We start from the raw sequence: 25,669 nt of genomic DNA, 5'->3' as shown, positions 1-25,669 counted from the left end.
AAATTAGGAGAAGTATATGTTTGGATTCAGTAAAACAAAAAGAGAAAATGATAGTTTGAGATTTAAAAACTCTGTTTTAAATAAGTTACACTCACAAGATAAAAAGAGAATCTCAGATCTTAAAAAAGATAAAGAAAATTTAGAAAACGAAACTAATACAATAGCTTCTGATGCACTACGAAAAGGTAGTTCAGTAGCAGGAAAGTATTTGTCTCAAAAAAGAATTCAAAAAAACGAGAGATTATAAACATGGAAACTTACTACAAAGCCATTAACTGGAATGCCATCGAAGATGTCATCGACAAATCAACTTGGGAAAAGCTGACGGAGCAATTTTGGCTCGATACGCGTATCCCCTTGTCAAATGACCTAGACGACTGGAGAAAATTATCAAACAAAGAAAAAGACTTGGTTGGAAAAGTCTTTGGTGGTTTGACCCTTTTGGATACCATGCAATCTGAAACAGGAGTTCAGGCGCTTCGCTCAGACATCCGTACACCGCATGAGGAAGCTGTTTTCAACAACATCCAATTTATGGAATCTGTCCACGCAAAATCTTACTCTTCTATCTTTTCTACCTTGAATACCAAGGCTGAAATCGAAGAAATCTTTGAATGGACCGACACAAACCCCTACCTACAAAGAAAAGCGGAAATTATCAATGAAATCTATCTCAATGGTAGCCCTCTAGAAAAGAAAGTTGCCAGTGTTTTCCTTGAAACTTTCCTCTTCTACTCTGGTTTCTTTACGCCTCTCTACTATCTCGGTAACAACAAACTGGCCAACGTTGCGGAAATCATCAAACTGATTATTCGTGATGAGTCTGTTCACGGAACCTACATTGGTTACAAATTCCAACTTGGTTTCAATGAATTGCCTGAAGAAGAGCAAGAGAAGCTCAAAGAATGGATGTACGACCTGCTCTACACCCTCTACGAAAACGAAGAAAGTTATACAGAAAGCCTCTATGACGGTGTTGGCTGGACCGAAGAAGTCAAAACTTTCCTTCGCTACAATGCCAATAAGGCTCTAATGAATCTAGGACAAGATCCACTTTTCCCAGATTCAGCTGATGATGTCAATCCAATCGTTATGAACGGAATCTCAACAGGAACTTCTAACCACGACTTCTTCTCTCAAGTCGGAAATGGTTATCTCCTTGGTGAAGTTGAAGCCATGCAAGACGAGGATTACAACTACGGTTTAGACTAATTTGACCAATCATTCAAAATATCATGGTTTGTTTAAAACAACCATGATATTTTTGTTTTTGTTTTATTTTGTTTTTTTCTATTTGAAAGATTGAGCGTTTTATGGTAAGATAGTAATAGTAGAAATCGAGGTGATAAGGATGCTGAAGCAAGAAAAACTAGATAGTATTCTAGAAGCAGTAAATACAAAAGGCACCATTACTGTAAAAGAGATTATGGAGAGTCTTGATGTGTCAGATATGACAGCTCGCCGCTATTTACAAGAACTAGCAGACAAGGATTTGCTGGTCCGTGTGCATGGTGGCGCTGAAAAACTTCGTACAGGTTCTCTCTTAAACAACGAACGCTCAAACGTCGAAAAACAAGGCTTGCAGATTGCTGAAAAACAAGAAATTAGCCGTTTTGCAGGTCATTTGATTGACGAAGGTGAAACCATTTTTATCGGGCCAGGAACAACCTTAGAATGTTTTGCTCGTGAACTCCCTATCGATAATATTCGTGTTGTAACAAACAGTCTTCCTGTTTTTCTCATCCTAAACGAACGAAAACTAACAGATTTGATTTTGATTGGTGGAAATTATCGCGCTATCACTGGTGCTTTTGTGGGAACACTTACCTTGCAGGATTTAGCCAATCTTCAGTTTTCTAAGGCTTTTGTTAGCTGTAATGGCATTAAGGATAAGGCAATTGCTACTTTCAGTGAAGAAGAGGGCGAGGTACAACGAATCGCCTTGAACAATGCCAATAAAAAATACTTACTGGCAGACCACAGTAAGTTTAATAAGTTTGATTTTTATACTTTCTACAATATCTCAGAGATTGATACCATCGTTTCAGATTCCAAACTAAGTCAGGAGACATTTGAAGATCTGTCGAAACAAACAACCATTCTTTTATCAAAACCATAAAAATTCCCCTGCTTTTTGGCGGGGAATTTTTGTTAAATTTTATTCAATAAGTTGTGTCTCAGCTAGTTTCTTGTACCAGTGAGCTGATTTCTTTGGATAACGCTCCTGGGTTTCAAAATCAACATAGAAGAGGCCGTAACGCTTTTCGTAACCATTTGACCAAGAAAAGACATCCATCAGCGACCAGATAAAGTAGCCTTTGACATTGGCTCCATCAGAGATTGCATCTGCAATCACTTCCATATGTTTCTTAACATAATCAATCCGTCCATCATCGTAGACTGTCCCATCCACAAACTCATCTTTGTATCCGAGACCATTCTCTGTGATGTAGATTTTCTTGTAATTTGGGTAATCTTTCTTCACGCGCATAATTTGATCATACAAACCTTGAGGATAGATAATCCAGTCCCAGTCCGTACGTGGGACATAGTCAGGCGCCACTCGGCGTCCAACTCCCTTAATCTGATATTTAGAGCTTCCTTTTTCACCCTTACCATTGTGAATGATTTCTGTTTCTCCATCAAAGGCTTGCATCCAATCACTCATATAGTAGTTAATACCAAGGAAGTCATTCAGGTCTTTTGCAGCTTCTAGCACAGCGAAGTCTTCTTCACGCAGATCTAAACTTCCACCATTGACTGCTAAGATATGGTTGACACCTTCCATGGTTTTTTCAGAGTATCGACCTAGATAAGTCGCGTCTAGGATAAACTTGTTATGGATAATATCTTCTAACTCGGCTGCACGGATATCTGCAGGATTTTCAGGATCCAGAGGATACTTGGTAGGCAGGGCGTGAACCACACCAATCTCACCCTTATATCCCTTATCCTTGAAAAGTTTTACTGCACGCGCATGTGAAACCATCATATTGTGGTGAGATTGGAAGACTTTGGCAAGGTCGTACTGAATACCTGGAGGGAACTTCCCAACCAAATACTGACCATCTCCTATCGGCCCAATTTCATTAAAGGTTGTCCAAAAGTTAACTTCAGGAAATTCTTCAAAACAGAAGGCTGCATAATCCACAAAGTGATCAATGTTTTCTCTATTCAGGAAATCTCCGTTTGAATGAAGCGCCTCGGGTGTATCAAAGTGATGGAGGGTCACGAAGGGCTCAACATGGTGTTTGTGGCACTCTGCAAATAGATTGTGATAGAACTCAACCCCCTTGTCATTAACCTTCCCATAACCAGTTGGAAAGATACGTGACCAAGCGATTGAAATACGGATACCATTAACACCATACTCTTCTGCAAGTTTGAGATCAACTGGATATTTGTGGTAGAAATCACTGGCTGGCTCAGCAGTGTACCAGTAGTTATCCTTAAGATATTTATCCCAGGCAACTGGGCCTTTTCCATCAGTATGTGTAGCGCCTTCTGCTTGATAGGCAGCTGTTGCGCCACCAAGAATAAAGTCTTTTGGAAGTGTTTTTGTCATTTGATTCACCTTTCAAGAAATAGAAATGAGATGGGGACATAGTTGGGAGGAGTTCCTCCATCTCACTTCTTCGCTATTTACATTTTATTCTTCGAACTGCGCTTGAACAAAGGCAAGAGCGCCTTTTCCATCACGAGTCAGTTTAATGTATTGGCCACCTTCTGTCTTAGCAAGTTTGATACCAAGTTTGTCGGTTTCGGCCTTCATGTCTTCAAAGTTTGAAGCAACTTGAGGAGCAAGGATAACCAGATCAAACTCTGGCAACATTTCACGGTGAGCTCCATAGCCACCAGCTGCTGCTTTAACAGGAACATTGTACTCCGCAGCTGCCTTGTTTAGAGCATTTGCAAGGAGACCACTTGTACCTCCTCCTGCACAGAGAACGAGAACATTTGTTTCTTCTGTGATTGTGTTTTGCGCTGCTTCTACACCAGCTTTTTCAAGAATAGCATCTGCTTTGGCAGTGTTGAAGTTTGCTGCTACTTTTTCTTTCAATTCATCATTGACTTTACCAGAACGCTCTTCTTCTAGAATTTGTTCATCATAAACCTTGAGGAATGGGTAGTAAATGGCTACGTCAACAAGGATTAACAAAGCAGCAAGTACAAATGACAAGAATTGGAAGTTTGTACCGAGAACAATACCGAGCGGACCTGGTGTTGTCCAAGGAAGGTTGGCTGTAAATGAGTTCATGCCAAGCGTTTCAATGAAGAATTTAAAGATCCATACGTTGGCAATTGGCGCAAAGATAAATGGAATAAAGAAAATTGGGTTCAAGACAAGTGGTGCACCAAACAGAATTGGTTCGTTAACTCCGAAGAAGGTTGGTACTACTGACGCACGTCCGATCGCACGGTTTCGTTTTGATTTTGTTAACCACATGAACATGAATGGAACAACCAGTGTTGCACCCGTACCACCCATGGTAACGATAAACATTTGTGTACCTGAAGTAAGGATCTTGTCTGCATGCATCCCTTGTTGGAGAAGGTTTAAGTTGACTTCAGCATTTGCATAGGTAATCGCTGCGATTGCAGGCTCGACGATGGAAGGACCGTGGATACCCACAAACCAGAAGAAGGCAAAAGCTCCAAAGATAATGGTAATACCTAGATAACCATCAGCAGCAGAGAATAATGGTGCAAAGAATTTACCGATTGATTCAGCTACGCTTACTCCAACAAATTGACGTGCAAGTAAATCAAGAACATATAGAGAAACAACTGAAAGAGTGAATGGAATCACATCTTTAAAGACTTGTGAGATATTGGGTGGAACTTCGTCAGGCATACGAATGGTAACGTTATTCTTAACACAAACCTTATAGATGGCTACAGTAACAAAGGCAGCAAGAAAAGCTGAAAGTAAACCTTTTGTCCCAAGGAAACCTGTCGCAAAGCCACCCTCAATCGGATCAGCCGCTAACATCAACAAACCGACAATCGCTGCCAACAGCGTTGACATATAGTTGATTTGGTTGGTTTTTTCCATGCTACGGTTAACTGAGTCGGTCAAAGATTTAGCTGTTGTACCAGCTACCAAGAGAGCTAGAATCCCCATTGAATAGCTATAAGGTTTCATGAGGAGATTAACAACATCATCAGACCATTTAAAGCCCCATGAGTTTGGTACAAAAGCAATCAAGATAAAGATACTTGAGAAGAGAATGACAGGCATACCAGCAATGAAACCATCACGAATGGCACGAAGATAGATATTACGAGATAGTTTCTCAAAGAAAGGCTTTCCTTTCTCGATAAAAGCAATTAGTTTGTTCATTACTTAACTCCTCTCTTGTAGAGTTCGATTAAATGGTGCATCAAATCTTTGAGCAAGATAGTTGTCATCAAGTGATCCTGACCGTGCATCATGGTTACACTATAGGCCAAATCTTCACCAGCTGCCTCCTTAGTCAAAAGGCTTGTTTGCGCGTGGTGTGCCTCAGCGATGCAACCACCAGCTTCCTCGACTAAGCTATCTGCTTTCGCAAAATCGCCAGCTTCAGCAGCCTTCAAGGCTTCCAATAGTTTTGAACGAGCATCGCCAGCATAGGCTACGATTTCAAAACCTAACAATGTTACTTCTTCTCTATTCATGATAGAATTCTCCTTATGTATTTTTAATTAAATTTTTATGACAATAAACGTTGGATATGTAGAACTAGATAAACTCGTTCACTTTTATACAAATCAAGACCCGTATGTTGCGTAATCACATCATAAATCTTGGAGCCGACCTCAAATGCCTTTGGATAGGATTGTTTGATATGGTCTTCCATATCCAGAAGCGATTGATTATCATCTCTGGAACGGTCTAAATAATCCAAAAAATAGTTGAGATGAATCATAAAGCGATCATAGAAATGGTTATTCTCTTTGGTTCGTTGAATAGCGTAACTTTTCAGCACTTCTTCAACATTCCTGAGGATTTCTTTCCTCTTATCTATCGACTCAACCACTTGAACTTCGTTCTCCCCTTCGGCATTGATGAAATGATAAGCGATCCGAATAATTTCGTCCTCAGGGAAATGATCTGTCAACTTCTGACGATAAATTTCAAAAGCTTCGTTTGCGATTTGAAAAGCAACAGGATACTTAGTAGAAATATCTGGCAGATTGCTATCCTTGTACCTTCCTTGTGTTAGAGCTTGGTAAGAACAGTAAATATGATCTGTCAAGGTCACATAGAGATATTCTTGAATCGGATAGTGATATTTCTTAGAAAGATTATCAATGATCTCGTAGGTTACTGTGATAAAATCAAGCGGAACATCTTTGAGGAGAGCCATAAAGTTCTCTCTGGACTCTTCTGTCTTCATCCGAAAGATTTTTTCAACTTGATCTTCAGCAATCAAATCCCCCTTCTTTTTCCCAAATGTAATCCCCTTACCAATCACAATCACTTCTTCTCCTTTATCATTTCTGACAAGCGAGACGTTGTGATTCATTGGGTTTAGAATTCGATACATGTCAACCTCCTTTTATATCTTAAAGGTATATGAGTACAAAAAATGACCACAAATGAACTAGAAAATCCTTTGATTTCTAATCCACCTGTGATCATGCCTAATATTACTTAGTAACACTCACCTTGTATTAACTTGTGATTTAAGTATAGCACAAGTAAGTTATTTTGTAAACCTTTACATGTAACTTTTTTTTAAAATTTTTTTAGATTCATGTTCCTAAACTAGGAGGAAGATTTTACACGCGTTCTTTCCATGAAGTCGCTGTTGTTTGAAGAACTTTGTTGAGTTCGTCAATGTTCTCAAAACCTGTTGTACGTAGCCATTCGCGAGCTGCTGCTTCACCGTCTTTGATGTAAGCTTCAACTGATCCAGCCCATGTTGCACGTCCACAAAGAACGCCGTTGAAGTTTGCGCCTGATTCGTGGGCAAAGACAAGAGTATCTTGGAAGAGTTTAGCTGATACACCAGCACTCAAGTAGATGTATGGCAAGTTAGTTGCTTCATCTTGTGCTTTGAAGAAGTCTGCAGCTTCTTCGCGAGTATGGACGATTTCACCATCACCAAAGCCTTCAACGTATTTGACGTTAACTGGAACTTCCACTTTCAAAACATCGATGTTGAAGCGTGGGTCTGAGAAGACCTTCATGGCACCGATAACCTTGTGCGGTTTCACTTTGGCATATTCTGCAGAACCTGCGTCAGCGATTTTTTCATCGTAAGCGAGGATTTCAAGGAAGAATGGAATATCTTCCGCCACACACTCTGAACCGATGCGTTCGATGTAGGCTTGTTTTTGTTGGTTGAGTTCGTCAGCGCTGTCTACGTCATAGTAAAGCAAGAATTTGACAGCGTCTGCGCCTTGTTCCTTGATGCGTTTTGCAGACCAAATATCCAAGCAGTCTGGTAAGCGTTTAGTGCTTGTTGTGTCGTAGCCAGTTTTCTCATAAGCAAGGAGAAGACCAGCATTTGGATCAAGCGCTTTTGTAGCTGGAAGACCATACTCAGGGTCGAGAAGCATAGATGATGCGTATTTGGTCAATTCATCTGCAACCAATACTTTAAGTTCTTCCATTTGAGCAACTGTTGGTTCTTCTGTTTGGTATTGAGCCATGAGGCGTTTCAAAGCACCCCGTTGGTCAAAGGCAAGAGCTGAGATAATGCTGTTCTCGTCAGAGAGTTTTTGCAAGCAAGCACGTTTATTTTCTGTTAAAACCATTTTATACCTCTTTTACTATTAATTGATCATATAAAGCTTGATAGTTGGCCATATTGACATGACCTGTCATCTTTTCTTGGGCATTGAGCATACCAAGGACATTGGCCTTGATGAGGAGTTCTTGATCAGATTCCTTATGAAGAAGACCTGATGAAATACCTGCAACAGTAGAATCTCCAGATCCGACAGGATTAACTACTTGAATTCTAGGAATATCTACCTTGTAGAAAGTATCACCGTGTTTTGCAAAAGCACCATTTGCACCAAGTGAAACGATAATCCACTCAATCCCTGCAAATAGAGGCTCTTGAAGAACTTCTTTTAATTCATCCAAATCCTCAGAAACTTCTTTCCCAAGAAGCTGAGACAATTCTTCGTTATTTGGTTTAATAACTGTTGGTTTATGTGGTGATTCAAGGACAGCCTGAAGAGCTGCACCTGAGCAGTCTAGAACAACTGGTTTTCCTGCGCGATTAGCAAGTTCTACTAAGCTCGCATAGTAGTCAACTGGAAGACCTGCTGGCAGGCTACCAGAGATAGCTACTACTTCCACAGTGTCAAGGAGATTTTCGAAATGAGCCAAGAAATCTTGCCCTTCTTGTTCCAATACTTCAGGCCCTTTCTCAAGAATTTCTGTTTGGTTGTCTCCGTGTAGAATAGCGATACAGTTACGAGTCTCTCCTTGAATCGAGAAGAAACGTTTACTTACCTTATCGTCAATGTTTTCTACTAGATAGTCACCGAGTTTGCCCCCAACTAGACCAGTAGCAGCAACAGAATCACCAAATTCTGAAAGAACTCGTGTGACATTGAGTCCTTTACCACCAGCTGTTTTGGTAACGTCCACCACACGGTTGACAGTGTCAATTTTCAATTCACCCAAAGGATAAGAAATATCAATGGATGGATTCATTGTGACTGTTAAAATCATGCGTCACCTCTTAGTCGTGGTATTCACCGCGATCCCATTTTTCAAGGAATTCTGTAAAGAAGTTTGCATCTGCTTGATGAGCATTGTGAGTTTCAACGTGTTCGATTTTAGCAATCAATTTTTTGTTTTCTTCAGACGGTTTGTATTCAGCTTTGATAAACGCTTCAATGATATCGCACATAAGCAATTCGCCAGTGATTTTACCACCAAAACCGATAACGTTGGCGTTCAATTGTTCTTTTGCATAAAGTGCTGTTGTCATATCACGAACCAAGGCAGAACGAACACCAGGAACTTTATTTACAGCGTTATTGATACCAACACCAGTACCACAGATACATACCCCAAGATCAGCTTGACCGCTTGTAACGGCTTCACCAACTTTTTTACCAAAAATTGGGTAGTGTGTTCGAGCATGATCGTAAGTACCAAAGTCAATGACTTCATGTCCTTTTGATTTCAAAAATTCTGAAACCGCCATTTTTTCATCTGTTACGATGTGGTCACATCCAATTGCAATTCTCATTTTTATCTTACCTTTCTTACTGTAATCTAATTAGCACATTTTGTTCAACATATCGACACGAATCTGGTGACGACCACCGTCGTATTTACCGTTAACAAAACCTTTAGCAATGTTTTTAGCCAATTCGTCACCAACAAGTTGTGCACCCATAGTGATCATACGTGAGTTGTTGTGTCCACGAGTCATATAAGCTGAACGTTCGTCAGATACTTCTGCAGCAACCATTCCTTTGATTTTAGTTGCGACCATGAATGGACCAGCACCATAGGCATCAATCACGATACCAAGATTTTGTTCTTCTTTGTTTACTTCTGCAGCAACAGCAAGAGTCACATCAACAAAGTCTTGACCTTCAGCTGTAACATCCACAACGTGGAAGTTTTCTTTTTCCAAGAAGTCTTTCACAACTTCTTTCAATCTCAAACCTGCAGCATCTGCACCGATAACAATAGACATATTGTTTACTCCTTTTTATTATTCTAGGCCAGTAAAGACTTTTATAGCTAGCAGTTTACCTACAAAAGACTTTCTAGCAGTTTATTGACAAATTTGATTGAATGAGATGAATAACACCTTATCCAAGTCCAGGAAATCAAGTTCCTAGAAATAATCTTTCTCCGCGAAAGAGAATATAACAAGTGATTATTTGTTTGTTACAAACATCATTTGTTTTTTACAAACATAATATACTCCTATTTTCAGAAAAAGTCAACAGTAAATGTTTGTTTTTGTGTTATATTTTTTAATCTAAAAGATTTCAATATCAAAACCAATTTGATCCACTTGACCGGGTTCCAAGAGACGAACGTTTTTCTTATCTTCTAAATGATCTCCTTCTTCAAGAGATGTTGACAATCCAGACCATGGTTCAAACGCGATGAAAGGTCCCTTATTCAAAGTTGACCAAATGATGAGATTTGAGAACTCTTGGAAGTGTACTTTTAATCCCTTCTCATGCTTGCGCGAACGAAGGGAAATTGTTCTGGATTGCAACTCATCCAAAGTCACTGCATCAACACTAAACAGATCGTAACTGAGGTCCACTTCCTTTTGTGAATCCAACCATGGACTTCTATCTTGGAAGTCTAAGAGTCCAGTTTCTGGGAAAGGACGTGGAACAGAGCAAGTCTCTTCTTTATCAAACTCTATATAGTAATCTTCATAAGTTTCGCCATCTAGCAGAGGACAATTAAATCCTGGATGTCCTCCTACAAAGAATGGCATTACTTTATTAGTTTCTCTATTGAAAACTTTGTATTGAGTACGGACAGTCTTGCCATTCACTAGATAAGTGATTTCAAGGCGGAAATGATAAGGGTAGTTCTGATAAGTATTCTCATCATCTTCGATAGCAAAAGTTACGCTGTTTTCTGTTTGTTCAACTAATTCAAATTCTTTTTTACGGACTAAACCATGACGCGGAATGGTTCCTTTCGTCTCCGTTCCATCTTCGTGGCTATAGAAGGCTGTATCCTCTCTCAAAGAGCCACAGATTGGAAATAGTACTGGAGCTTGTCCGCTCCAGTAAGTGGAATCTCCTTGCCACAGATACTCAATGCCATCTCGGTCCTTAATAGACGACAAGGCGCCACCTAAGGTTTTAAATTGAACCGTTAACTGGTCTGATTTTATTTCAATTACCATAATGTTCTCCAACTATTTTTAGATCTTTATATAAAAAACTAGGTTGCCACTCCCAATGTCGGAAATTGACAACCTAGTTTTCACAATTTACATTTTATAGGAGCGAATTATTTAGCATTTGCTGCGTATTCTTCGTTACGTTTGATCATTTGTTTTCTATACCAAGCAAAGATACCTACATAGAATACAAGGAAGGCCGCTGCACCAAGGATTGCTTTGATATCACCTGTTGTAGCATTACCAATTGCCCAACCAAATAGTTTTTCGATTGGTCCTTCAAGAGTTGAGTGAGTGATCAATTGAGTTTGGCTCACACCTTCTGGGAAGGCACCTACACCTTTAGCAAGTTCAGTTGCAAATGGAGCGATAAGAGTACCTGAAAGAAGGAAGAGTGGCAACAAGAGTGTTCCGAAGATGATCATACGGAGCAATTTACCACGAGTAACAACCAAGAGAGCTGGAGTTACACCCATAGCGATGATACCTGCAAGCGGCAAGATACCATTTCCGACGTTTGAAAGAAGCACTGCTTCTACTAGCATGATTGGAGCAAGTACGTTGGCACAAGCCCAGATTTCAGCACGACCAGCGATGAAAGGCCAGTCAAGACCGATGTTGAATTTACGTCCTTGAAGACGTTTAGTAGCAACGTTTGTGATACCTTGTGAAAGTGGTTCTACGGCTGCGATGAACCAAGATCCGATAAGTGAGAAGAGCTCCAAGCAGACACCGGCAGTCAAACCAAGGCTCAACCAACCTTTAATAACAAGTTCCCATTTATCGGCTCCTTCTACACCAGCAACTGGATGTGGAGTCCCCATCAAACCAATAACGATACCAAGGATGAAACCGATGAAGAATTTAGATCCCCAGAAACCGATTTTCTTGTTCAATTTTGCAGCGTCAAAGTCATATTTATCAAGACCTGGCAATACTTTATCGAAGATCTTATCCAAGACCATGATAACTGGGTTCATCATGTAGTTCATGTGAGTTGAAGTCATTGGTGATGAACTTGGTGCGTTAAGAAGGTCATCGAAAGTTGGTTTCATCAAGTCAGAGTTGATGATTTTCAAAACACCTACAAGGACAACTGCAGCAGTTGCGATGAAGAGTGAAACCCCTTGGCTTACACCGTTGTTGTCTGCGTACCATTTAATCAAAAGACCAGTGATTGACAAGTGCCAGATGTCAAAGATGTCGACGTCAAGTGTGTCCGTTTTCTTCATTGCAAGCATCACAACGTTGACAATCAACATTACAAGCAAGAAGTAAAGTGTCCAAGCAGATCCCCAAGTGATCGTAGCAAGTGGTGCCCAACCAACGTCAGTGATGTTCAATTGAATACCAGTATTTTCAACGAATTTCGCAAGAGATGCTGAGAAAGCTCCGTTGAGCATACCGATGATAGCACCGATACCAGTAAGAGCGATGGCAAGTTTGATACCACCTTCAAGCGCTTTGGAGAATTTCACTCCAAATAGTAAGGCCAATACTGTCAAGATGATCAGCATGATGATAGGACCACCCATTTCCAAGACTGGCTTGAAAATCTTATTGGCTAGTTCGATAATGACATCCATAATAGTTCCTCCCTTTATTTTTATGGAATCTTACAAAATAATAATTAACTTAGTCCGTGTTCTTTGATAGCTGCCTCAATATTGTCAAATACAGGAGCGCTCATTGCTGGAATACGGAACAAGATTGGTCCAGCTTCGATAACTGGAATACCTGGTTCAAAGCCAAGATCTGTTGCAGCGATTGGTGTAAAGATATCGTAGCCTTTCATAAGGTCTTCATTCACATCTTTTACCATAACTGCATCACAGTGAACATCGTAACCGCGATTTGCGAGTTCTTCTTCAAGAGCACTTTTAATTTGGTGACTTGAGTTAACACCTGCACCGCAGGCAGCGAGAATTTTAATCATTAGGATTTCCTCCGATTTTATTTTTTTAATAGGCAAGATTAAGCTGTTGCTTCAGCTATATAAGCATAAAGTTTTTCTGGTTCAGAAATTTTTGATAAATCTTCCAGATGGCTATTCCCTGTGAAAAAGTCCATCAACTGAGCCAGAATATTTGTTTGACTCGAACTTGAATTGTTAATGATAAAGAAGAGTAGAGATACTTCCACTTCCTTATCAGGAGCAATCATATTGTGAAAAGTTACTGGTTTTTCTAATCGAACAACCACCACTTTCTCAGCTAGATTGTGAACAATATCTGTATGAGGAATCGCTACATTTGGCAAGTCCTTTCCCAGAAATTCCATATCTAAGCCAGTTGGAAATGACTTTTCACGCGTGATCAAGGCTTCACGATAAGTTGGAGTCACTATTTCTCGTTTTTCCAACAGGGTTGCTACCTGATCAAAGAGTTGTTCTTGATTATCCGCTTCTAAGCAAAACACCAGGTTTTTGTCAAAGAAATGATCTAATCCCATAACAGTTTCCCTTCTTTCAATTAACTTTTACGTTATAAGTATAACACTATATGAAATCGTTGTCAATACTTTTTGTTTTATTTTGTTTCTTTTTTGTTGATTGTGTTTTGTTAATTAATTATAATCATTATCAAACAATCTTTTTAAATTCTATTTTCGTGCATTTCAAACAAAAAAAGACCAAAATGGGTCTTTCTGTTACTAATTTCTAATGTTATTTAGTTAATGGAAGATAAAATTTCTTCTAGCTTTTGATAGTCCTTGACACTATCGATTTCATAGATGCTATTGTCTTCTAATTCTTCAACATACACATCTAATTCTTTGATATTATCCTTAACCATGTTATCCCAATAGAGATCAACAAATTCGCCGCTTGCGTATGCTTTGTCAATAAAACCAACAATCTTTTCAGCAGTTGGAGCATCCCAGAATGATACGCCGCTCAGAATACGACCAGCCTTGCTATCAACGATGATGTCTTGAACTTTATAGTCATCACCATAAACCAAGAACCATTCATTCTCACAGTCTTCACGATAAACACTGAAATAGGTTGAACGTTTAAGATCGTCTCTAAACATATTTTTGAAAAGATAGTTATCCGCATCAATAACATAGCTGTTAGCTAAGTCTTCTTTAACGAGGTAAAGTGAGTAAAAGTTATTGTAATCGGCATACTTATCGTTAAAGACTAAACGAACACCATATTTTTCTTTTAGATAGGCAAATTGTTCTTTAAGGTAGCCGACAACGATGATAATCTCATCAATTCCTCGTTCTTTCAAAAATTCAATTTGGTATTCTACCAAAGGTTTTTGGTTGACCTTAACCAAGGCTTTAGGGGTATTTTCAGTCATAGGGCGCAGACGAGTTCCCAACCCCGCTGCCAAGATAATTGCTTTCACGCTATTCTCCTTTATTCTTTAATAATAATATAAACACCAGCCATGACAACAAGCGATGTAATAATGGTCACCATATCGAGTGGTGTACCTAAAAGCATTGCCGAGAACAATACTGTCCAAACGACATAGCTTACGTTCAAACCAGTTGCTTTTGCTGGTTGTAGCCGATTGATTGCAATGTAATAAGCCAAATAAGAAATCATATTACATGCTGCAAAGACTAACATCAAACCGAGCAATTGTCCATCTGCTACTTCTGCAAATGAATGATGAGAAAAGAGGACAATGACAAGGTATGACAAGAATGAGGTTACTTGACGGATTAATAGTGCTTCAATTTCACTTAATTCACTTTCCATGGCGTAGGAACTAAGAACACTCTCACTTCCCCAGGCGATGGCACAAACTAATGCACAAAGGATTCCGATATAAAAAGAATTAACCTGCTCAACTTTGTATGTCTGGGCAATAATACCAGCGATAATCAACAGAATACCAAACACAGTATTCCTAGATACCTTGTGTTTCAAAATGAAAAATGCTAGTAAAACAGAAACTGCTGGATAGATGGCTGATACTGAAGATGCAAGAGAACTACCGATATACTTAACCGCATAAAGATTGGCCTGCATTCCTATTGGTCCAGCTAGCAAGGCTCCGATAATAACACTGACATTTCGAATATTTAGAAAAATCGAGAGTCGAACTTTTCCTTCTTTTACCAAAAGAAAAGCTAACAAGATAAAGATACTCAAGAAATCATGAGCAGCCGCCACCACAAAGGGGGAAAGATTGGTAAAAATTGAAAAGATATAAGAACTAATTGTCAGACCTAGTCCCCAGAAGATACCCGAGAGCAGACCGAAAGAGACACCATTTTTATTCTTCATCCTAACCTCCATAATAAGTCAAACCTTCGACAGCTCTTTGGTAACGATTGACACCGTAATCTCCAAAATCAGCCCCTTGAGCTTCTTTGTACACTGTCCACAAACTCCAGATAGTATCTTGCAAAATTTTATAGATTCGAATCTTCTCGCGAGATACTGGAGTTTTGTCACTCTCATAGTAGGTTAGAAAATCTTCTTCTTCCTGATTTGTAAATTCAGACTCCAAAAAGAGAGCTGCCAAATCCCACATCGGGTCATTCATGGAAGAGTATTCCCAGTCGATCAAATACATGCGTCCTTGGGGTGACTCGATAAAGTTTTCTGGAACCAAATCGATATGACAAGACTTTCTGTCAACACCTAAGTCAGCCAACCTTTTCTCTAGTGAAAATACATCTTTTCTTACAGCTTCATAATTGGCGTAAGAGATATTTCCCTCAATCAGGGCTTCGTATTTTTTGATTTCTTCAAACGGAGCAAACTCTCCTCTTAGCTCTTTTCCTGAAGCATGAATGGTTTGTAAAATTGGTGCAATCTTTTCAAACTTGGTCTTGATTGATGTTGAATCAAGCGTTGTGGCAGAATCAATGTACTCATTTACCTTGATTCCTGACTCAATATCAAAAAGATAATTCTTGACATCAAGATTCAAATCTTTCAACAATTCAAGATTATATTTTTCATCTTGACGATTGATGAGCTTTTCAGTCCCTTTTCCGAAAAATTTAACGATATAAGGTTTGGAGGTTGTTTTAACCAAGTAGTTTTGGTTGGTCATGCCACCCAGTTGTTCAACACTGAGGACTTCCTCTTCTTCAGATAGCAAGGAAGAGATTTTTTCTTTGATGATTTTCTCCACAAATAACCTCCATCCCCTACACTTCCCACTTAAATACTGTTTTAAAAGCAGTATTTAGGTCTGTAGCAAAGACATGGTGAATGTCCTTGATTTCTCTCACCGGTTCTTCGATATAAAGGATATTTTTCAGACGATTCGCAAACTTCTTGACTTCCATCATTTGAATGGCCTTCTCAAAATCGACACGTCCAGAGCGAGACGAACCAACCAATAATAAACCTTTTTCTAAAGCATCTCGTGTATTGATATTGACCTTGTACTCGCTCACTCCCATCATGAGAATCGTTCCCTGAGGGCGAATGTAACGAATCAAATCATTGATAGCGGGACCTGTTCCATCGCCACCACAACATTCAAATCCATGATCAAAGGTCAGATCCTCGGGAATATTATCCGTGATGTAGCACTCTTTTGCAAAAGAGAAGAGTTCCAATTTTTCCCAATGACGACCAATGACGATAATCTCTGCTTCTGGTAGAGTGTAATTGATAATATTTGCAACCACAAAGGCCAAACTACCATCTCCGATAACAGCTATACGCTCTCGTTTGCTGTGGGCAAGATTTAAGAAACGATTCATAGCATGCATACCAACACTTACAAACTCAGTAATTGCTGCAACTGTATCTTCGATATCATTATAAGATACAACTCGGTCTTTTGGAAGAGAGACAAATTCTCGCATAAAGCCATCATAACCACTAGATAGGAAGTAGGTCCCTGTCATGTAGTTCTCGTAGAACTCCTTGTCACTCTGCATAGGCGGTTGATTGGGAATCATAACTACCTTTTGACCGACTTCATAAGTCCCAGTTGGATCTGAAATAACAGTTCCACAAGACTCGTGAATCATAGCCATAGGAAGTTTTTTAGCCAATATCTTTGGATCACGTTTCCCTTGATAGTAACGTTGATCCGCATGACAAACCGCCATATAATTTGGACGAATCAGGATATGATTCTCCTGATCAATGTCCTCTTCTTGGTATTTTACATTGATAAACTTTGGTTTGGTCAGTTGATAAATTTGATTAATCATAGCCTTAGTCTTTCTCAATCATGCTTTTCGCGATTTTCAAGTCTGTCACAGTTGTGATTTTAAGGTTTGAATATTCCCCTTTAGCTAGGGCAACGTCTTTCCCTTTGATAACAAAAATCTTACATGCATCCGTCAGGATTTCCTTTTCTTTATCAGATAGGGAACCATACAAATCCATGAAATCCTTGCAGCGGAAGGTTTGAGGTGTTTGACCTTGATAAAGGTGAGCACGATTTGGAATATCCGTGATAAACTGGCCATTAGTGCTTTCAACAATGGTATCAACTGCTTCTACTACTGTGTCAACTGCATCATGATTTTGGGCGAGTTTGATATTGTCCTGAATCATGCGAAGTGTAATAAAAGGACGAACAGAGTCGTGGGTAATCACGATATCTTCTTGAGTGATTGGACGGTAGGCCTCAATGGCTTCTATAATCTTCTCGATACTAGTATTACGATCAGCACCACCCTTGGTAATGATGATACGGTCCTTGTGGAGAGAAAGATACTTTTCAACCAAGTCCTCAGCATGAGAGACCCAATCTCCATGAACTCCAACTACAATTTTTTCAATACTTGGTTCCAAAACAAATTTTTCGATTGTGTGGATCAAAATAGGTCGATCACCCAACTCCAAGAATTGTTTTGGTAAATTACTGATTCCCATGCGTGTGCCAGTTCCTCCGGCTAGGATTCCTGCATAGATCATTTATATTCTCCTTTGTTTATTCTAAAAAACTCATTACCATCTATTATATCACAATCTGCCTCTATCATGAAGAAAAGACAGAAAACTATCTATTTGAGAAATAAAATTAGATTTCCCTCTATATTTTTTACTTAACATTCGGTTAATATAGAGTTCTTTAGAGTATAATACAAACCTTAAAGAAAACTTAAAATCACTTTTAAGAATACAATAAAAAGCTAGGAAACTGTTCAAATTTGCCTGGACAGCTACAGTTCCTAACTTTCTTGTTTTTATGTATGATGATGGAATAGATTATTTTTCCTGTTCTTGGTCACTAAGTCCTTTAACTGCCTTTTTAAACTCAGACAGCATTTTACCGATTGATTCACCAAGTTCTGGTAAACGTTTTGGTCCAAAGATTAAGAGTGCACCTAGAACGATGATAATCAATCCTGGAGCACCGATATCACGTAAGATTCCCATTCTTTTCTCCTTTCATTTTTTTCTTTATTATCCTCTTGCTAATTGCAATACTAAGCTCATAGAGCGAGATTAAAGGAACAGTCATAGCTAGATCGCTAATAAAATCAGCAGGTGTCAAAATAACAGCTAGTACCAATAAAATAAAGTAGGCATAACGTCTATAGGTAACTAAGAGCCCTGGTCCAATCAAGCCAATCGACGTCAAAAAAGCGATGATGACAGGCAATTCAAAGATGAAACCCAAGGGTAGGGTTGTTTGAAAAACAAAGGCTAAGTAGTTCTGCGCTGTTAATTGAGTTTCAAATAATCCTTCCCCAAGTCCTAAAAGCACTTGAAGTAAGGCAGGCGTTACAAAGTAGAATCCAAAGGCTAGTCCAAGTAGAAAGCAAATAAAACTAGCTGGAATATAGGCAAAGATTGCTCTTGCTTCTTCTGTTTTCAATCCTGGTTTGATAAAACTCCAAATCTGATAAACTGTAAAAGGTAGCGTAATGGTAAAGGACATCAGACTCGCCAAGCGCAAATAAATCCACAGAATGTCATTTGGACCTAGTACAATCAACTTTTGATTAAAGGACTGAGTCAGATAGTAATAAAGCTGATCAGCAAACAATAAAGCTCCGCAGAAAACTATAGAAAAGCAGGCTATAACAGCAATGAATCTCTTTCTAAATTCTACCAGATGTTCAACGATTGTCAATTCTTTTGTATCCATCTACTTCTCACCCTGTCTCAATGTGACAACCAAAACAATTATCAAAAAGACTAGCTGACTTCCTAAACCTTCCCAACTTGGATAGATGCCCAAGAGGTCGATAGTTGGAAAACTTGATAGCAGGTGATTGGGTGCCATATTGGTCAGCTGGAGAGCATGTACGCTAACACCTAGCATCTTGAAGGCAAGAGCATAAATCATCCACGTCAGTAGGAAGAAAACCTTATGAGGTAGGAAGAATTGACTAGCCTTGTTCATCAGAAATGCAATAATCAGCAAGACTAACAAAGCTAGAGAAATACCTAGGATAAACTCAAAACGAGATATTCTCGGTAAAATCCCTACGTAAAATAGAATGGTCTCTGCTCCTTCACGGAAAACAGCTAGAAAACTAAGAGCAAACATGGAAATGAATGAACCTGTCTTGGTCACAGTTTTCATTTGATTATCCATAAAATCATTCCATTTTTTGACCGAGGATTTACTGTGAAGCCAGATACCAATCAAAATCATCATAACGACTGCGAAAATACCAACAGCTCCTTCGATGATTTCTCGATTGGCCCCTGATGTTACTGCAGGAAAGGCGATTTGTAGTATAAATGCAATCACTAGACTAGTAGCTATTCCTGATAGTGCTCCACCGTATACCCACTTGAGTCCTTTGCGCATCTTGGCTGCTTTTAGTGTTGTGACCAAGGCCATGACGATTAAGAGGGACTCTACTCCTTCTCGTAGGAGAATGAGCATAGCATCAAAAGCATTGTAGTTTGCGCTAGTGTCAATTTGAGATAAATCAGCAATCAGTTTTTCTAATTTTTCTTGATATTCCTTCTCACTTCCCTTGACCATGATTACAGGACTTTCGCTTTCGACTCGGGTGTAGAGGGAAGGATTGGTCGTACTAACAGAACCTTCAACAGTTGGCCATATAGTAATAAACTCTTTCATGGTAGCCGTCCCTGCCGTTGGGTTTCCAGCTTTAAATTCTTCCAAGGCTTTTTTGAGAAGCTCAATGCCATCTTTGAGACTTAGATTGGAGGAACTTGTCGCCACTTCTTTGCCAGCTACGAAATTATCAATGGCAGTTTTTAAGTCATTAAAAGAAGACTGGATAGCATCATAATCTGTCGGCTCCATTTCAATACTACTGCGTAAGAAAGAGATAGCAGTTTCTACTTGACCGTAATGAGTTGTACTGTTGTCGCGGACGACACTTTCATTGAGTGTCCAAGTTGAATTCATCTTTTTATAGGCTTCTCGGACTTGCTCTATGTTTTTGGAAGAAATTGCCTTATCCAAAGTCTCAAAACGTGGTCTTAAGCGACTGACAAGCTTTTCCTTTTCAGCATCAAGATCTACTGGATTTTGCTCTTTTTCAAAAGCTAGAAGGGCAGAGGAGATCTGTGTCAGATTTTCTTCACTAATCTCCCCTGACAGAGCAAGTTTCTCCTTGACAACCTTTCCAGTATCCGAATCAGCATGTTCTACTTTTTCAAAATCCGTCGCCATTTCTCTAACTAGGGCCTTGGCTTCTTCCTGATTTCCATTTTTTACAGCCTGAGAGGCATCGGTAATCTTTACAAAATAGGAACTCAGACTTTCCTTAGCACTAACAGGAGAAATAGCTAACAAGAGAAAAAACAAAGTCAAAAAACAAATACTAGTCTTCCAATAATTTCTGACCAATATAGCCTCCTTTCTCTACTCCACCAAAGCAGGCAAAAAGACCGCTACCAATGTGGGTTACATACTCATTCATCTTGTCTGTAGCTCCGAGGTTGGTTTGAACCTTGACAAAATGATCAGGATCCTTTTGGAAAGAGATAAAGAGTAAGCCTGTGTCAAATTGTCCAGTCTTTTCATCAATACCATCTGAGTATGAATAGGATCGTCGTAAGAGTGGCTTATCTACCTCTTTGGCTAAACGAACATGCGAATCATCTGGTAAAAGACTCAAATCCACTTCATCAAACTCATTCTTCTTACCAAAGGGAGCGCCACTTTCTTTGTAGCGACCAAAGGTATTTTCTTGCTCTTCAAGATTGGTTCGATCCCAGGTATCGAGAAACATCTGGATGCGACGAACGGCCATATAGGAGCCATTTTCCATCCAATCCTTGCTGTCAGCCCAGACAACACGATCAAAATCCTTCTCTTTGGTTACATTAGCAGTTCCATCCTTGAAACCAAAAAGGTTACGTGGTGTCTCAAGACGATCTCCAATAGCAGCAAATCCAGATTGGCTCCAACGGAGAATCACCGCATTTCTCCCTTTACGGATAAGGTTGCGAATAGCATGAAAAGCAACTTGCTCGTCATCTGCACAGGCTTGGATAACAATATCTCCCCCAGTATATTTTTCACGTAGTTGCTCTTTTGGGAAGGGAGGTAAATCCTTAAAAAGTTGAGGACGTTTTTGCTCTAATTTCATCTTTTTTAGGAAACTAGCAGACACACCAAAAGTCAGCGTTAAACGATGAGGATTTAGCCCCACGGTTTCTCCAGTGTCACTAGGTGGCAAGAGAGCATTCTGACCATCTTTTTTGACCAATTCTCCTTCTACCAACTTGCTACTATAATCTGTCCAATCCTTAAAAAGCTGGATAATCTTATCTTTATCTATCGTATGCAAATCTAGGACAACAAAATAGATATTCTTCTGCATAGGGGTCGTGATACCCGCTTGGTGTTTCCCATAAAAGTCAATTTTTTCATTACCGTACGAGATTTTTTCCTGTTTGTCTAGCTTAGGCGCTAAAAAAGCGGAGGCACCAGAGAGACCAAGTGCTAGACCAGCACCTCCAATACCCGCTTTTTTTAGAAATTCTCGACGGTCCATTTTTTTCTCAAAAAACTTTTCGTCTTTCTTAGTCATACTGCCTATTCTCCATCAAGAAATTTGCCCATTTGTGATAGAGGTTCACCAAGTTTCGTCACGGCTTCAGCCAATTCTTTGGTGTCTTCTTTTGTTAAGTCTGTATAGAGTTTGTAGTGCTCCTTGTCTGTCATATGTTTGTTCAACAAGCTATTAACAGATTTGAAATCAGCTTCTAATTCTTTAACTAGGTCAGCATCTGATTTTTCTAGTAAAGGTTTAAAGAGTTGGAATATCTTTTCAGCTCCCTCGATATTAGCGCGGAAGTCGTACAAATCAGTATGAGAATAAATTTCTTCTTCACCTGTAATCTTGCTTGTCGCTACTTCATTAAGCAAGTCAACTGCCCCTGTCAACATAATCTTGTGATCGACTTCAACAGTCGCTACCTTAGCCTTCAACTCTTTGATATCGTTGACTAATTGTTCCCCATAACTTTCAGTTCCTTTAGTTGTGTTTTCTTCCCAGAGGATTCGTTCGATACGGTGGAAACCAGACCAACCTTCCTCAGTCTTATTTTCATCCACATAGTCTGCTAGACGAAAGTCAATCTTAACATCTGACTCACCAAAACTCTCAGCGATTGGTTCGGAACGTTCATAAGCCATACGAACAAGTGGATAAGCTTTCTTGGCTTCCTCCAATTTTCCGTCTTTTAAAAGCTGGACAAATCCTTCTGTATCCGTTAAAAGCTTATCAATTTGTCCTTGAACAAAAGTCTTATAATCTGCGGTTGCCTTATCAAGTAATTTCTGTTTATCATCTGATAAAGCTGTCACCTTAGAGGAATCATTTGTCTCGGTTGATTTTTCAAAACGGACTGCACATGCTGTCAATAGCAAAGCAGAAGATAAAAGGACAACACCTAGTTTTTCATTATTTACTCCTATTGGTTCAGGAAGCCTGAATTTATTTTACGTTCCATTATAACATCCTTTCCTTAATTTTTTAATAAATTGTCAGAAAATTTAATATTTGAGAATTTGAAGTAGCATTTTCCAGTAAAATTAGAAAGGACTTAAAAATTAGAATCGTAGAACTTTTTTCAGATAGTTTAAAAAGATTGTTTTCCCCTACTCTTTTCTCTATAATGGAGAGAAAGGAGATGACTATGACAGAATTGAAACATGAAATTGATGCAAACTTTGCAGGGCGACTCAATATCCTGCGTGCAGGTGTTCTCGGTGCCAATGATGGGATTATTTCCATCGCTGGAGTCGTTATCGGTGTTGCTAGTGCGACGAGCAATATCTGGATTATCTTTTTATCAGGATTGGCGGCTATCCTCGCTGGTGCTTTTTCTATGGCAGGTGGCGAATATGTCTCTGTATCCACTCAGAAAGACACGGAAGAAGCCGCTGTTGCTAGAGAACAGTTGCTCTTGAATAAGGACATCGAATCTGCAAAACAATCCCTCTATGCTGCTTATCTTCAAAACGGTGAGTGTGAAACATCCGCCCAACTCTTGACCAACAAGGCCTTTTTGAAAAATCCACTCAAAGCCTTGGTCGAAGAAAAGTATGGAATCGAGTATGAAGAGTTTACCAATCCTTGGCATGCTGCTATCTCTAGCTTTATCGCCTTTGTACTGGGAAGTCTTCCTCCTATGCTTTCCATTATCGTCTTTCCAAGTGACTATCGTATTCCAGCCACTGTTCTTATCGTAGCCCTTTCCCTTCTCATTACGGGCTATACCAGTGCTAAACTAGGCAAGGCTCCTACGAAAACTGCTATGATCCGTAACCTCTGTATAGGACTTCTGACCATGGGAGTAACTTACCTATTTGGACAACTCTTTAGTATCTAAGATAAAAGAAATACCTCGACAACGAACTGCACCCCAAAAGTTAGACAGAAAAAATCTAACTTTTAGGGTGCAGTTCATAATGTGTTTTTTTCTAATAACGTTTTGACGTCTTCTAAGATTTTGTAACATTACCAGAAAAGATCAGCCGCCTGAATAGTTGAAAGTTATTTACTTTATTTGCAATTATTTTAATCAATAACATCAATCATTAAAAGTGAGAGTATTTTCAATAATATCAAAGCGATTACTATTATAAGAGATAAACGCTTAAGCGGAAGCTACTCTATTAACCAACCTTGCCCCTTAGAAAATTATTCTCATTTTCTAAGAGCCACTGACTATAAAGTTCTTGATATCGTTTCTCTTCGTTATCACTGTAACCTTTAAAAAGAACTTTATCAATATTTTCTTTATTAAAATATAAAATTTGTTCAGCGTCAAGCCCCACTGGGTATATGCATCCTGAATAATCAAAAATTACTTTTTCTCCATCATTGTCAATGAAAGCTCCCCGATTAAGAATCATAATTTTACGGGTTCCATCTTTTAAATAAACAATACTTCCAATAGGTAACATAATCTTTTCTTCCTTTCGGTATTTAATTAATAACTTTATTTTTTTAACAAATTCTCTATTGTATGACAAATATATCTACGGATTTTTGCTAAAATGACATTTTAATTCTGCTATGGGTTATGATATAACTTCAACTATCTCATATTCCCGTTCATCTCCAGGTGCAAAAGCAACATTTATAGTTGCTAGAAAAATGAACATTGTTAAAATCATTATCAAAAGCATGGCAACATTTTTTATATAAATAAAAGCTAAGGCAAATATAAGAGCTAAAGCAAAAAAACATAGTCGCAATAGAAGCATTTTTACGTAAAAACGCAATGAATTTACTGGTTTTATTTTATAAAAAATAGATTGCTCCAATGATCTATTGAGTAATTTTTCTAAACTTTTTTTCTTTTTAGAATATAAAAGCTGAAGCAAACTAAAAGACAATAATAAACCAATAACTACTAAAAGCAAACTAGTTACTATCGAAAAATTCACATAAAAGTTGGCAAATAAATCAATATGATTCATACGAGCCCAGGCATTCACAAAAACTGCCAATCCTGCAGCTAATGATGTTGGAAGGATAAATTTGCTCGCCTTAGAGTTTTTTTCTTCGATTTTAAAAAGTTCTTCATCTGAGATAGCATAAACTTTCTGATAAAAATACCAGTTTAAAGGCAAACAGAAATATCCGAGAAAATGTTTAGGAGATCTATCTAATAGATACTGTTTCCCCTGATAATGAAATAATAGGTATCGAAAATTCCCTTTATAATATAATTTTATTTTTTGCATTTTAATCCTTACTAATCTAAGAAAACATGAGTTTTCCCAAGCTATGAGGAGTATCTTGATATCGGCTACATCTTATTTTAGTATTTTATCATTTATTTTATATAAGTGATGGCTTTCAGTTCCAAATGCAACATTAGAAGCCGACAAATATAGAAAGATGATTGCATTGGCCATTAAGCCAAAAAGTAAGTTACCTGAGTAGAAATAATACATTGACATAAAAAATGCTAGCCCACCAATAACCACTATAAATCCTAGCAATTGTTTAAAGTCAATTTTTATTGGCGTGATTTTATAGTATTGTAAATGCCTAAGTTCGCGTCCTAGTACGGAAGTCATCCTTCTTTTCCGAGAATAGTAACATAATTCAACCAGAACATATGTTAAAAGAAAAGTCATTAAAAAAAGTGCCACTTTCGTAAAACTTGAAAGATTCGTTTCAAAATACTTAGTGATATCAATCTTGTTAACCCGTAACCAATTATATAAAAAGATACTCAGCCCAGCACCGAGAGAAGCTGAAACAGTGAGTTTTGTAGCACGTCCATTTTTTTCTTTTATTTTACAGTACTCATCCGATGTAATGGGATACACATGTTGAAAGAAAAGCCAATTTATAGGTGGAAAAAGATATCCTATCAAATGACATGGTCTTCTATCAAGTAGATAGTATTGATGATTGAATTCAAATACTAAATAACGAAAATTTCCATAAGTAAAACGAATTTTTTCCAT

Annotated in this window: 29 protein-coding genes; 4 read left to right on the top strand and 25 right to left on the bottom strand. The window is 38.6% G+C overall.

Annotation, left to right across the window (positions count from 1 at the left end):
* Positions 1-16 precede the first annotated feature (16 nt).
* The 3 genes from M1F97_RS02900 (at position 17) to M1F97_RS02890 (ending at position 2,119) form a co-directional block, all read left to right on the top strand.
* On the top strand, positions 17-247 hold the full coding sequence (locus M1F97_RS02900) for a hypothetical protein (RefSeq protein WP_247944128.1): 231 nt from the start codon (positions 17-19) through the stop codon (positions 245-247).
* Between the two features lie 2 nt (positions 248-249).
* Positions 250-1,212 carry a class 1b ribonucleoside-diphosphate reductase subunit beta gene (gene nrdF / locus M1F97_RS02895; RefSeq protein WP_247944127.1) on the top strand — a complete coding sequence of 321 codons (963 nt, stop codon included), beginning with the start codon at positions 250-252 and terminating at the stop codon, positions 1,210-1,212.
* Between the two features lie 139 nt (positions 1,213-1,351).
* Positions 1,352-2,119: a DeoR/GlpR family DNA-binding transcription regulator gene (locus M1F97_RS02890; protein ID WP_247944126.1), complete on the top strand. Its 768-nt coding sequence runs from the start codon at positions 1,352-1,354 to the stop codon at positions 2,117-2,119.
* 39 nt (positions 2,120-2,158) lie between these two features.
* On the opposite strand, the gene lacG is transcribed toward M1F97_RS02890, so the two are convergent.
* The 22 genes from lacG to efeO form a co-directional block, all read right to left on the bottom strand.
* Positions 2,159-3,565 (bottom strand): 6-phospho-beta-galactosidase, encoded by a 1,407-nt coding sequence (lacG, locus tag M1F97_RS02885; protein WP_247944125.1) that lies wholly within the window; start codon positions 3,563-3,565, stop codon positions 2,159-2,161.
* A gap of 84 nt (positions 3,566-3,649) precedes the next feature.
* Complete coding sequence (locus M1F97_RS02880; protein WP_223327915.1) at positions 3,650-5,344, bottom strand: lactose-specific PTS transporter subunit EIIC; 1,695 nt, start codon at positions 5,342-5,344, stop codon at positions 3,650-3,652.
* A complete protein-coding gene (locus M1F97_RS02875; protein ID WP_001078319.1) occupies positions 5,344-5,661 on the bottom strand; it encodes a PTS lactose/cellobiose transporter subunit IIA in 318 nt (105 codons plus the stop codon). The genes M1F97_RS02880 and M1F97_RS02875 overlap by 1 nt, the downstream gene beginning before the upstream one ends.
* Before the next feature lie 35 nt (positions 5,662-5,696).
* A complete protein-coding gene (locus M1F97_RS02870; RefSeq protein WP_247944124.1) occupies positions 5,697-6,533 on the bottom strand; it encodes a PRD domain-containing protein in 837 nt (278 codons plus the stop codon).
* 235 nt (positions 6,534-6,768) lie between these two features.
* Entirely contained in the window at positions 6,769-7,749 is a 981-nt protein-coding gene (gene lacD, locus M1F97_RS02865; protein ID WP_247944123.1) for a tagatose-bisphosphate aldolase, read from the bottom strand.
* Between the two features lies 1 nt (position 7,750).
* Complete coding sequence (locus M1F97_RS02860) at positions 7,751-8,680, bottom strand: tagatose-6-phosphate kinase (protein ID WP_247944122.1); 930 nt, start codon at positions 8,678-8,680, stop codon at positions 7,751-7,753.
* 10 nt (positions 8,681-8,690) lie between these two features.
* Positions 8,691-9,206, bottom strand: a complete 516-nt coding sequence (gene lacB, locus M1F97_RS02855) for a galactose-6-phosphate isomerase subunit LacB (RefSeq protein ID WP_084976231.1) — start codon at positions 9,204-9,206, stop codon at positions 8,691-8,693.
* Between the two features lie 30 nt (positions 9,207-9,236).
* A complete protein-coding gene (lacA, locus tag M1F97_RS02850; protein ID WP_000029277.1) occupies positions 9,237-9,662 on the bottom strand; it encodes a galactose-6-phosphate isomerase subunit LacA in 426 nt (141 codons plus the stop codon).
* A 291-nt stretch (positions 9,663-9,953) separates the two neighbouring features.
* On the bottom strand, positions 9,954-10,850 hold the full coding sequence (locus M1F97_RS02845) for an aldose 1-epimerase family protein (RefSeq protein WP_132974173.1): 897 nt from the start codon (positions 10,848-10,850) through the stop codon (positions 9,954-9,956).
* 107 nt (positions 10,851-10,957) lie between these two features.
* Positions 10,958-12,433 carry a PTS galactitol transporter subunit IIC gene (locus tag M1F97_RS02840; RefSeq protein ID WP_000382509.1) on the bottom strand — a complete coding sequence of 492 codons (1,476 nt, stop codon included), beginning with the start codon at positions 12,431-12,433 and terminating at the stop codon, positions 10,958-10,960.
* A 44-nt stretch (positions 12,434-12,477) separates the two neighbouring features.
* Complete coding sequence (locus M1F97_RS02835) at positions 12,478-12,783, bottom strand: PTS sugar transporter subunit IIB (protein ID WP_038805326.1); 306 nt, start codon at positions 12,781-12,783, stop codon at positions 12,478-12,480.
* 38 nt (positions 12,784-12,821) lie between these two features.
* The gene (locus tag M1F97_RS02830) at positions 12,822-13,298 is read right to left on the bottom strand and encodes a PTS sugar transporter subunit IIA (protein WP_164978976.1); all 477 of its coding nucleotides are present in this window, start codon (positions 13,296-13,298) and stop codon (positions 12,822-12,824) included.
* Between the two features lie 218 nt (positions 13,299-13,516).
* Positions 13,517-14,206 carry a sugar phosphate nucleotidyltransferase gene (locus tag M1F97_RS02825; protein WP_125847609.1) on the bottom strand — a complete coding sequence of 230 codons (690 nt, stop codon included), beginning with the start codon at positions 14,204-14,206 and terminating at the stop codon, positions 13,517-13,519.
* Positions 14,207-14,217: 11 nt separating this feature from the next.
* A complete protein-coding gene (locus M1F97_RS02820; RefSeq protein WP_125838846.1) occupies positions 14,218-15,096 on the bottom strand; it encodes a DMT family transporter in 879 nt (292 codons plus the stop codon).
* Between the two features lies 1 nt (position 15,097).
* Complete coding sequence (locus M1F97_RS02815) at positions 15,098-15,955, bottom strand: phosphotransferase (RefSeq protein WP_247944121.1); 858 nt, start codon at positions 15,953-15,955, stop codon at positions 15,098-15,100.
* A 16-nt stretch (positions 15,956-15,971) separates the two neighbouring features.
* Complete coding sequence (locus tag M1F97_RS02810; RefSeq protein WP_247944120.1) at positions 15,972-16,994, bottom strand: ribitol-5-phosphate dehydrogenase; 1,023 nt, start codon at positions 16,992-16,994, stop codon at positions 15,972-15,974.
* A gap of 4 nt (positions 16,995-16,998) precedes the next feature.
* Entirely contained in the window at positions 16,999-17,706 is a 708-nt protein-coding gene (locus tag M1F97_RS02805) for an IspD/TarI family cytidylyltransferase (protein WP_247944119.1), read from the bottom strand.
* Positions 17,707-18,000: 294 nt separating this feature from the next.
* The gene (tatA, locus tag M1F97_RS02800; protein ID WP_049484393.1) at positions 18,001-18,171 is read right to left on the bottom strand and encodes a twin-arginine translocase TatA/TatE family subunit; all 171 of its coding nucleotides are present in this window, start codon (positions 18,169-18,171) and stop codon (positions 18,001-18,003) included.
* Positions 18,155-18,886, bottom strand: coding sequence for a twin-arginine translocase subunit TatC (tatC, locus tag M1F97_RS02795; RefSeq protein WP_247944118.1), 732 nt, complete (start codon positions 18,884-18,886; stop codon positions 18,155-18,157). The genes tatA and tatC overlap by 17 nt, the downstream gene beginning before the upstream one ends.
* Complete coding sequence (locus M1F97_RS02790; protein ID WP_247944117.1) at positions 18,887-20,575, bottom strand: FTR1 family iron permease; 1,689 nt, start codon at positions 20,573-20,575, stop codon at positions 18,887-18,889. It lies immediately after the preceding gene.
* Positions 20,550-21,764: an iron uptake transporter deferrochelatase/peroxidase subunit gene (gene efeB, locus M1F97_RS02785; protein WP_247944116.1), complete on the bottom strand. Its 1,215-nt coding sequence runs from the start codon at positions 21,762-21,764 to the stop codon at positions 20,550-20,552. The genes M1F97_RS02790 and efeB overlap by 26 nt, the downstream gene beginning before the upstream one ends.
* A gap of 5 nt (positions 21,765-21,769) precedes the next feature.
* Positions 21,770-22,654, bottom strand: a complete 885-nt coding sequence (gene efeO, locus M1F97_RS02780; protein ID WP_247944318.1) for an iron uptake system protein EfeO — start codon at positions 22,652-22,654, stop codon at positions 21,770-21,772.
* Between the two features lie 221 nt (positions 22,655-22,875).
* Here efeO and M1F97_RS02775 point away from each other — a divergent pair, with 221 nt between their 5' ends.
* A complete protein-coding gene (locus M1F97_RS02775; protein ID WP_247944115.1) occupies positions 22,876-23,571 on the top strand; it encodes a VIT1/CCC1 transporter family protein in 696 nt (231 codons plus the stop codon).
* 286 nt (positions 23,572-23,857) lie between these two features.
* On the opposite strand, the gene M1F97_RS02770 is transcribed toward M1F97_RS02775, so the two are convergent.
* The 3 genes from M1F97_RS02770 to M1F97_RS02760 form a co-directional block, all read right to left on the bottom strand.
* The gene (locus M1F97_RS02770; RefSeq protein WP_169446154.1) at positions 23,858-24,148 is read right to left on the bottom strand and encodes a DUF4176 domain-containing protein; all 291 of its coding nucleotides are present in this window, start codon (positions 24,146-24,148) and stop codon (positions 23,858-23,860) included.
* 117 nt (positions 24,149-24,265) lie between these two features.
* Positions 24,266-24,934, bottom strand: a complete 669-nt coding sequence (locus tag M1F97_RS02765) for a DUF443 family protein (protein ID WP_247944114.1) — start codon at positions 24,932-24,934, stop codon at positions 24,266-24,268.
* 72 nt (positions 24,935-25,006) lie between these two features.
* Entirely contained in the window at positions 25,007-25,669 is a 663-nt protein-coding gene (locus M1F97_RS02760) for a DUF443 family protein (RefSeq protein ID WP_247944113.1), read from the bottom strand.

Source organism: Streptococcus oralis (assembly GCF_023110435.1).
GTDB lineage: Bacteria > Bacillota > Bacilli > Lactobacillales > Streptococcaceae > Streptococcus > Streptococcus oralis_CF.
Note: the sequence above shows the minus strand (reverse complement) of the source record. Positions and strands in the feature narration are given on the sequence as shown.

Bases quoted from the DNA above. Each gene is read 5' to 3' on its own strand.
- lacA (WP_000029277.1), bottom strand. From the start codon at position 9,662: ATGTCTATTGTTATCGGTGCAGATGCTGCAGGTTTGAGATTGAAAGAA.
- M1F97_RS02805 (WP_247944119.1), bottom strand. From the start codon at position 17,706: ATGATCTATGCAGGAATCCTAGCCGGAGGAACTGGCACACGCATGGGA.
- M1F97_RS02875 (WP_001078319.1), bottom strand. From the start codon at position 5,661: ATGAATAGAGAAGAAGTAACATTGTTAGGTTTTGAAATCGTAGCCTAT.
- lacB (WP_084976231.1), bottom strand. From the start codon at position 9,206: ATGAGAATTGCAATTGGATGTGACCACATCGTAACAGATGAAAAAATG.
- lacD (WP_247944123.1), bottom strand. From the start codon at position 7,749: ATGGTTTTAACAGAAAATAAACGTGCTTGCTTGCAAAAACTCTCTGAC.
- M1F97_RS02840 (WP_000382509.1), bottom strand. From the start codon at position 12,433: ATGGATGTCATTATCGAACTAGCCAATAAGATTTTCAAGCCAGTCTTG.
- M1F97_RS02890 (WP_247944126.1), top strand. From the start codon at position 1,352: ATGCTGAAGCAAGAAAAACTAGATAGTATTCTAGAAGCAGTAAATACA.
- tatC (WP_247944118.1), bottom strand. From the start codon at position 18,886: ATGGATACAAAAGAATTGACAATCGTTGAACATCTGGTAGAATTTAGA.
- M1F97_RS02880 (WP_223327915.1), bottom strand. From the start codon at position 5,344: ATGAACAAACTAATTGCTTTTATCGAGAAAGGAAAGCCTTTCTTTGAG.
- nrdF (WP_247944127.1), top strand. From the start codon at position 250: ATGGAAACTTACTACAAAGCCATTAACTGGAATGCCATCGAAGATGTC.
- M1F97_RS02830 (WP_164978976.1), bottom strand. From the start codon at position 13,298: ATGGGATTAGATCATTTCTTTGACAAAAACCTGGTGTTTTGCTTAGAA.
- M1F97_RS02835 (WP_038805326.1), bottom strand. From the start codon at position 12,783: ATGATTAAAATTCTCGCTGCCTGCGGTGCAGGTGTTAACTCAAGTCAC.
- tatA (WP_049484393.1), bottom strand. From the start codon at position 18,171: ATGGGAATCTTACGTGATATCGGTGCTCCAGGATTGATTATCATCGTT.
- M1F97_RS02845 (WP_132974173.1), bottom strand. From the start codon at position 10,850: ATGGTAATTGAAATAAAATCAGACCAGTTAACGGTTCAATTTAAAACC.
- M1F97_RS02870 (WP_247944124.1), bottom strand. From the start codon at position 6,533: ATGTATCGAATTCTAAACCCAATGAATCACAACGTCTCGCTTGTCAGA.
- M1F97_RS02860 (WP_247944122.1), bottom strand. From the start codon at position 8,680: ATGATTTTAACAGTCACAATGAATCCATCCATTGATATTTCTTATCCT.
- M1F97_RS02760 (WP_247944113.1), bottom strand. From the start codon at position 25,669: ATGGAAAAAATTCGTTTTACTTATGGAAATTTTCGTTATTTAGTATTT.
- efeB (WP_247944116.1), bottom strand. From the start codon at position 21,764: ATGACTAAGAAAGACGAAAAGTTTTTTGAGAAAAAAATGGACCGTCGA.
- M1F97_RS02770 (WP_169446154.1), bottom strand. From the start codon at position 24,148: ATGTTACCTATTGGAAGTATTGTTTATTTAAAAGATGGAACCCGTAAA.
- M1F97_RS02775 (WP_247944115.1), top strand. From the start codon at position 22,876: ATGACAGAATTGAAACATGAAATTGATGCAAACTTTGCAGGGCGACTC.
- M1F97_RS02810 (WP_247944120.1), bottom strand. From the start codon at position 16,994: ATGATTAATCAAATTTATCAACTGACCAAACCAAAGTTTATCAATGTA.
- M1F97_RS02765 (WP_247944114.1), bottom strand. From the start codon at position 24,934: ATGCAAAAAATAAAATTATATTATAAAGGGAATTTTCGATACCTATTA.
- lacG (WP_247944125.1), bottom strand. From the start codon at position 3,565: ATGACAAAAACACTTCCAAAAGACTTTATTCTTGGTGGCGCAACAGCT.
- M1F97_RS02820 (WP_125838846.1), bottom strand. From the start codon at position 15,096: ATGAAGAATAAAAATGGTGTCTCTTTCGGTCTGCTCTCGGGTATCTTC.
- M1F97_RS02900 (WP_247944128.1), top strand. From the start codon at position 17: ATGTTTGGATTCAGTAAAACAAAAAGAGAAAATGATAGTTTGAGATTT.